Origin of the sequence: Amycolatopsis sp. NPDC059657 (genome assembly GCF_042734395.1) — a bacterium.
Lineage (GTDB): Bacteria > Actinomycetota > Actinomycetes > Mycobacteriales > Pseudonocardiaceae > Amycolatopsis.
The window spans coordinates 1-7,060 of record NZ_JBHWEB010000188.1 but is presented as its reverse complement, the minus strand read 5'-3'; the positions used below and the strand labels follow the sequence as shown (position 1 = coordinate 7,060).

Sequence of the window (7,060 nt, the reverse complement as noted above, 5' to 3'; positions counted from 1 at the left end):
ACCCCGCGGGCGCCGCCGCCCCAATCGAGGCCCGGGACTGCGACGCCGCCCTGTCCGGCACTCGTGTGTGTCCCCGCGGTTAAAAACGGCGGGCAACACTCACGACCACGTTTCAGTGCGCGAGCGTCTTGACGGTCACCACGAGCGTGCCGAGCGCGAGTAGCGCGACCACGAGCAGCAGCCGTTTCCAGAACGGCAACCGTGTCCGCCGCACCGCGAGCAGCGCGAACAAACCCAGCGACACCACCAAAACCCAGATACCGGCCCGCAGCGCCACCTCGTACGGCATCCAGCCCAGCGCCGAGATCACCAGCAGCAGCAACGGAATCCCCGACGCCTGCAGGATCTGAGCCGACGCCCGCGCGGCGGTGACGGCTTCCAGGCCGTGCAGCCGTGTCCCATGCGCGGCCAGGTGCGAGACATGCTCCGCGAGCAAACTCGCGGCCCAAAGCCCACCTGCCGCCACCGCGACATCCACCACGGCCACCCACGGCGAAGAGTCGGTGTCCGCGGGCCTGACCAAGACGAGCAGCGTGCTCAAGCAGGCGATACCGCCATAGATCCGCTCACGCAGCACCGCCGCGATGTGTTCGGGCGCGACATCTTCGTGCCGTGTCCGCCTGCCGCGCATGCCCGCTCCTCACCTGCCGTCCGTGGTGATCGTGCCACACGCGGGTCGGTCCGCGGCGCTCCTGGCCTACCGGGGCCGAAGTCCTACGATAGGAAGCAGGCGGCGATCGGGGGACGATGACCAGGAACGCACGGGACCGGTTCGTCGGGCGCGCGGCCGAACGCGAAGTACTCGGCGAACGGCTTCGCGTCGCGGCTGGCGGCGCGGGTCAGGTCGTGCTGGTCGCCGGCGAGCCGGGAGTCGGCAAGACCAGGCTCGCCGAGGAGACCGTCGCGGACGCGCGGTCACTGGGCATGGCCACCGCGTGGGGACGGTCCACTAAGGAGGCGGGCAGCCCGCCGTACTGGCCGTTCCGTCAGCTGGCGCGGACGCTGGGCGACGCGGGTGAGCTGTCCTTCGTGGACGATTCCGAGGCACGCGAGCGGTTCCGGCTGTTCGAGAGTGTGACGGACTATCTCGGCGCGGCCGCCGGGCCGAGCGGGCTGCTGGTGGTGCTCGACGACATCCAGTGGGCCGATCCGGCGTCGGCGGGCCTGCTGACCCACCTGGCGATGGGCATCGGGGGCACCCGGCTGATGGTGCTCGCCACCTACCGGGACACCGAGACCCACGACGCGCTGCGCACCGCGCTGGCCACGCTCGCCCGCGAGCCGCTGGTCACCAGGATCCGGCTGACCGGGCTGACCGAACCCGAGGTCGCGCGGCAACTGGCCGGGGTGACCGGCTGGGCGGTGCCGGACTCGGTCGCCGCCGCGGTGTGCCGCCGGACGCGGGGCAACCCGTTCTTCGTCGGCGAGCTGGGACGGCTGCTGGCGGACTCGCGGGAGCACGGGCAGCTCCCCGACGGCGTGCGCGACGCGGTACGCGACCGGCTGGCCCGACTTTCCCAGCCGTGCCAACAGGTTCTGGCAACCGCGGCGGTGCTGGGGTCCGAAGTGGACGCTCCGGCGCTGGCCTTCGCGACAGGACTCGGGATCGAGGAGGTCCTCACCGCGCTCGACGAGGCGGCAGCGGCGGGCATCGTCGACGGCGACCGGTTCACGCACGATCTGATCCGCGAGTCGGCTCGCCTGGAGGTGGCCACCGCACGCAGGCTCGTGCTGCACCAGCGGATGGCCGAGCACCTGATGGACCGCGCCGACGCGGGCACCCGGACCGCCGAAATCGCCTTCCACCTGCTCGAATCCCTGCCAGCCGGCGACGCTGACCTGGCGGCGTCGTGGGCGGAACGGGCGGCAGCGCAGGCCATGACCCAGCTCGCCTGGGAAGAAGCGGACGAACTCTACGGACGGGCGCTGGCGACTGGCGCCCGGCTGACGCCCGCCCAGCGATGCCGTCTGCTGCTCGCCCAGGTCGATGCCCGCGTGCGCGCCTACGACATGGACGGCGCCCGCCGGTCACTCACGACCGCGGCGGATCTCGCGCGGCGGGAAGGCGACGCGGAGACCATCGCGCGAGCGGTGCTCACCATGGAAGGTGTCACCGACTTCCTCTGGGACCCGACCGGGCGCGCGCTGTGCGAGGAGGCGCTCGCCGGGATCGACGAGGCGGACAGCGCGTTGCGCGCCCGGCTGCTCGCGCTGCTGGTGTCCGCCGACGCCTGGCGCTCGTCGATCGACCTCGACGCCGCATCGGCCGAGGCACTCGCCATGGCCGAGCGGGTCGGCGACCGGCGAGCGATCGTGGAAGCGTTGCGCGCCAGGCAAATGGCCCGCAGCGGAGCCGGCGGCGCCACCGACCGGCTCGCACTTGGCGACCGCATGCTCCAAGTCGGGCAGGACGATGATTCCGCACTGTGGGGCCATTTGTGGCGCTTCGACGCGCTGGCGCAGCTCGGCGAGATCGATCGCGCGGAGGCCGAGCTGGAGCCGATCGTGATCATCTCCGATCGGCTGCGGTCGCCGCTCGCCCGCTGGCACGCCTGCCGTTCGCGGGCCGCGATCGCCGCCGTGCGCGGCCGGTTCGCCGAGGCGATCGAGATCGGGCTGCAGTCGAAAGCGCTGGCCACGGGTGCGGGGCACGAAGGGGCGTTGTTCCCGTCGGTCGGTTTCCTGATGGGCGTCCGCGCGCTGACCGGCGATCTCGACGCCATCCCCGCCGACCTGGTCGAGTGGCACACGACCAATGTGGCGAAGGCGTCCACGAAGGCGCTGTTCGCGTTGTGGGAACTCATGCTGGGCGACCGGGAGAAGGCCGAGCGGCTCTATCGGGCACTGCCGTCGTTCGACACGATGCCCGCGTTCATGATGTTGTCCTCGCTGACCGGGACCGCCGAACTCGCCGCCGAGTTCAGCGACCGGACCACCGCGGCGGACATTCACCGCAGGCTCGCTCCGTATGCCGATCTCTTCGCCTGCGGCGGCGCCGGGGTCGTCGCGATCACCGGCTCGGTACGGCTGGGGCTCGGCCTGGCGGCGGCCACCTTGGGGCGGCTCGACGAGGCGGTCCGCTGGCTGCGTGAATGCGCCGAGATCAACGAGCGTGCCGGGGTGCCGCCGTGGACCACCACCGCCAGGTACCACCTCGCCGCCGTGCTGGCCAGGCGCAAGCGGCCAGGCGACCTGGACGAGGCCGCCGCGCTGGCGGCGTCCGCGGCGGCGGTCGCGGACAAGCTCGGCATGGCTCCGCTGCGCCGTCGCGCCCAGGAGCTGAGCGACTCGCTCACCGGAAGCGGCGGGCCCGCCAAGCTGACCCGCCGTGAGCGGCAGATCGCCGAGCTGGTTTCACAGGGCCTGACGAACCGGCAGATCGCCGCGGCCGCGCATATCGGTGAACGGACCGTGGAGACCCATGTACAGCACGTGCTGGGCAAGCTCGGGTTCACCAACCGGTCGCAGATCGCCGCGTGGGTCGTGGGCGGGCAACTGGGTACCGAAGCTCCGTAGCTCTACGGATGTCGGCGCGGCCGCCGGCGCGCAGGCTCGCCGCATGACAACGAACCCGCTCACCGTCCTGCGCGCCGCGTGGCTGTTCGACGGCACCGGCGACACCCTGACGCCAGACCCGGCCGTCGTGCTCGACGGCGGCAAGATCGTCGCGATCGGCTCCGAGGTGCCCGAGGGCGCCACCGTCGTCGACCTCGGCGAAGCGACGATCCTGCCCGGACTTGTCGACACCCACGTCCACCTGGCCTTCGACGCGAGCCCCGATCCGGTGGCCGGGCTCGCGGGCCGTGACGACGCCGAGGCGTTCGCCGCGATGGCCGCCGCCGCCCGCGCCGCGGCCCGTGGCGGGGTCACCACCGTGCGCGACCTGGGCGACCGCGGCTACCTGTCGCTCGGCCTGCGCGACGCGGCCGTGTCGGACACCTCGCTGCCCACCATCGTCGCGGCGGGGCCGCCGATCACCAGCCCCGGCGGGCACTGTCACTTCCTCGGCGAGGAGGCGGCCGACACCGCCGGCATCCGGGCGGCGATCCGCGCGCACGCCGCACGCGGGGTGGACGTCATCAAGATCATGGCCAGCGGCGGCAACATGACGCCGGGCAGCAAGCCCGAGGCTCCCCAGTTCGGCCTCGACGAGCTTCGCGTCGCGGTGCACGAAGCGCATCGCAACAACCTGCCGATCACCGCGCACGCGCATGGCACCCAGGCGATCATCGACGCCGTCGAGGCCGGTGTCGACGGGCTCGAGCACATCAGTTTCATGACCGAGGACGGCGTCGACGAGATCCCGCCCGGTCTGCTCGAAACGCTGGCCGAGCGGCAGATCGCACTCGGCGCGACGCTCGGCTTCGTCCCGGTGCCCGGCATCGAGGTCCCGGCGGCGATCGCCACAAGAATGCGGGCGTTCCAGGAGAACACTCGCAAGCTTTACGAAGCGGGCACGCTGATGGTCGCGGGCACGGACGCGGGCATCGCGCCCGTCAAACCGCACGACGTGCTCCGCTGGGCGATCCCGGCGCTGATCGGCGTCGGCATGAGCCCGGCGGAAGCGTTGCGCGCCACCACTTCGCGGGCGGCCGCCGTGTGCGGGCTCGGCGACCGCAAGGGCCGGGTCGCACCCGGCTACGACGCCGACATCCTCGCGATCGACGGCGACCCGCTGCGTGATCCCGGTGCGCTGCACCGGATCCGGGCCGTCTACCTGCGCGGCGCCGCGGTCGAGCGCGTGAGCGCACTCGTCTAAAGCGAGCCCCAGGCGCGGGCCTGGGCGATCAGGTGGTCACGGACCAGCGCGACCGCCGGACGGCCTGGCCCCGCGGCGGCGGTCGCGAGGTAGATCGTGTTCAACGGCGGGGCCGCAGGCTCGTGCACGAGCTGGACGGAACCGGCGGTGAGCGCGGCCGCGGCGAGGTAGCGGGGCAGCACGGTGGCGCCCGCCCCGGCGATCACGGCGGCGAGCACCGCGCGGAGGTCGGGCACGGTCACCGCGACCCGGTTGGGCGGACGCCGCCCGAACTCACTGCGCCAGTAGCGGCGGATGATCGGCAGGTCTTCGGCATAGGCGACCAGCGGCAGGTGCGCCAGCGCGGGCACCGGGTCGACGGCGAGGCGTGCGGGTTCCACGCTGCGCGCCAGCGTCGGCGAGGCGACGAGCACGAACTCCTCGTCGATCAGCGGAACGGCCGCGATCGCGCGGTGCTTGGGGCGCACCGACGAGAGCACGATGTCCACCCTGGCCGCGACGAGCGCCTCGAGCAGCTCGTCGGCGAGGCCGAGTGTGACGGTCAGCCGCAGCCCGCGTGTGGTCAGCGGGACGAGCGCGGGCAGGAACTTGGCCGCCATCCCGTCGCTCGCACCCGCGATCGCCACCCGGTCGTGGTAAACCGCGTCACCCGGATCGGTGACCAGCGCGCCACGCAGCTCGTCGAGATGCGTGCCGATCCGCGCGGCGAGCCCGGCCGCCCGCGTGGTCGGCACCGCGCCGAGCCTGGACCGCTCGAACAGCGGCTCCCCCAGCTCCTTCTCCAGCCTGGCGAGCTGGCCGGTGACGGCGGGCTGGGTCAGGCCCAGCTCGGTCGCGGCGGCGGAGAGCGAGCCACGGCGATAGATCGCCATGAACGTCTCCAGCAGATCCAGGCTTGGCACGCAACCATCTTTCCATAAGTTTCGTTATGGATGGCCTGGATTAGTCCCGGTGCCGTGATGGTTGACTTCGGCATGGCAAAAATCCTGATGATCGTCTCCGCCGCCGACCACCTCCGGCTGACCGACGGCACCGACCACCCGACCGGCTTCTGGGCCGAGGAACTGGCCGAGTCGCACCGCGTGCTGCTCGCGGCCGGGCACACCGTCGACGTGGCCACCCCCGACGGCGTCCGGCCGACGGTCGACGCGGTCAGCCTCGACGAGCGCGGCGGCGTCGACCCCGCCGAGGGCGCCCGGTTCGGCGCCTACCTGAAGTCGATCGACGCCCAGCTCTCGTCGCCGCTGAAGCTCTCCGCCGTCTCCGCGGCCGACTACGACGCCCTCTACCTGCCCGGCGGCCACGGCCCGATGACCGACCTGGTCGACGACGCCGAGACCGGCCGTCTGCTCAAGGAGGCCGACGCGCAGGGCAAGATCATCGCCGCGCTGTGCCACGGACTCGCCGCGCTCCTCAGTGCCCGCAAGGAAGACGGCTCGTTCGCCTTCGCCGGGCGCTCGATGACCTCGTTCAGCGACGCCGAGGAGATGCAGGGCGGCACCGGCGAGAAGTCGCCGTTCTTCGTCGAGTCCCGCCTGCGCGAAGAAGGCGCGACGGTCACCCCGGCGGCGCCGTGGTCGGACCAGGTCGTCGTCGACGGCAACCTGATCACCGGCCAGAACCCGCAGTCGAGCGTCTCCACGGCCGAACGGGTGAACGCGGCACTCGCCTGACATTTTCTTCCTCGGGTTGTCGATCCGGCCGGAAGCCACTCGACGAAGGGGTAAGAACCCGAACCGAGGAGCTGAAGATGACCGCCACGATCGCCGCCCAGGTCCGCACCCCCGCCCGCGTCGTGACCGCCACCGCCCGCGTCCTGCTGGGCCTGGTGTTCACCGTGTTCGGCCTGAACGGCTTCCTGCTGTTCATGCCGGGCGACGCGAGCGGCATGCCGGAGGGCGCGCTGAAGTTCTCGATCGCCCTGTTCGAGACGGGCTACATGAACCCGCTGGTCAGCGGGATACAGGTGCTCGTCGGCGTGCTGCTGCTGGCGAACCGCTTCGTCCCGCTCGCGCTGACCTTGCTGGCGCCGATCGTGGTCGGCATCTTCGCGTTCCACGTCTTCCTGGCCCCCTCGGGCCTGCTGATCGCGAGCGCGGTCGCGGCCGGCGAGATCTACCTGGCCTGGGCACACCGCGACGCCTTCCGCCCCATGCTCCAGGCCCGCTCCCCGCGTTGAGCCACCCACGGGGTCGTGAGTGGTACGGCCGGTTCTAACCCAATGCCGGGTAGTTAAGGGGCGGGCAGGTTGGTCAAGCCCCGCCGCTCGGTGGGTGCCGCAGGGGTGGTTGAACGTTGCGA

General features: G+C 72.0%; 6 protein-coding genes. 4 read left to right on the top strand and 2 right to left on the bottom strand.

Translation table 11 applies throughout. The features are described 5' to 3' along the window. Window positions 1-112: 112 nt before the first annotated feature. Complete coding sequence (locus ACFV15_RS45765; protein ID WP_378359477.1) at window positions 113-631, bottom strand: hypothetical protein; 519 nt, start codon at window positions 629-631, stop codon at window positions 113-115. A 116-nt stretch (window positions 632-747) separates the two neighbouring features. Between ACFV15_RS45765 and ACFV15_RS45760 the strand changes: the two genes are divergently transcribed. Continuing rightward, window positions 748-3,516 carry an ATP-binding protein gene (locus ACFV15_RS45760; RefSeq protein ID WP_378359475.1) on the top strand — a complete coding sequence of 923 codons (2,769 nt, stop codon included), beginning with the start codon at window positions 748-750 and terminating at the stop codon, window positions 3,514-3,516. A gap of 43 nt (window positions 3,517-3,559) precedes the next feature. Continuing rightward, on the top strand, window positions 3,560-4,759 hold the full coding sequence (locus tag ACFV15_RS45755; protein ID WP_378359474.1) for an amidohydrolase family protein: 1,200 nt from the start codon (window positions 3,560-3,562) through the stop codon (window positions 4,757-4,759). Here ACFV15_RS45755 and ACFV15_RS45750 read toward each other — a convergent pair. Next, the gene (locus ACFV15_RS45750) at window positions 4,756-5,661 is read right to left on the bottom strand and encodes a LysR family transcriptional regulator (protein WP_378359472.1); all 906 of its coding nucleotides are present in this window, start codon (window positions 5,659-5,661) and stop codon (window positions 4,756-4,758) included. The two genes, ACFV15_RS45755 and ACFV15_RS45750, sit on opposite strands and share 4 nt — an antisense overlap. A 72-nt stretch (window positions 5,662-5,733) precedes the next feature. On the opposite strand from ACFV15_RS45750, the gene ACFV15_RS45745 reads away from it, so the two are divergent. Both ACFV15_RS45745 and ACFV15_RS45740 read left to right on the top strand, forming a co-directional pair. Continuing rightward, the gene (locus ACFV15_RS45745; protein ID WP_378359470.1) at window positions 5,734-6,432 is read left to right on the top strand and encodes a type 1 glutamine amidotransferase domain-containing protein; all 699 of its coding nucleotides are present in this window, start codon (window positions 5,734-5,736) and stop codon (window positions 6,430-6,432) included. A gap of 77 nt (window positions 6,433-6,509) precedes the next feature. Beyond that, on the top strand, window positions 6,510-6,938 hold the full coding sequence (locus tag ACFV15_RS45740) for a hypothetical protein (RefSeq protein WP_378359468.1): 429 nt from the start codon (window positions 6,510-6,512) through the stop codon (window positions 6,936-6,938). Window positions 6,939-7,060: the final 122 nt, after the last annotated feature.

Bases quoted from the DNA above. Each gene is read 5' to 3' on its own strand.
- ACFV15_RS45765 (WP_378359477.1), bottom strand. From the start codon at position 631: ATGCGCGGCAGGCGGACACGGCACGAAGATGTCGCGCCCGAACACATC.
- ACFV15_RS45760 (WP_378359475.1), top strand. From the start codon at position 748: ATGACCAGGAACGCACGGGACCGGTTCGTCGGGCGCGCGGCCGAACGC.
- ACFV15_RS45755 (WP_378359474.1), top strand. From the start codon at position 3,560: ATGACAACGAACCCGCTCACCGTCCTGCGCGCCGCGTGGCTGTTCGAC.
- ACFV15_RS45745 (WP_378359470.1), top strand. From the start codon at position 5,734: ATGGCAAAAATCCTGATGATCGTCTCCGCCGCCGACCACCTCCGGCTG.
- ACFV15_RS45740 (WP_378359468.1), top strand. From the start codon at position 6,510: ATGACCGCCACGATCGCCGCCCAGGTCCGCACCCCCGCCCGCGTCGTG.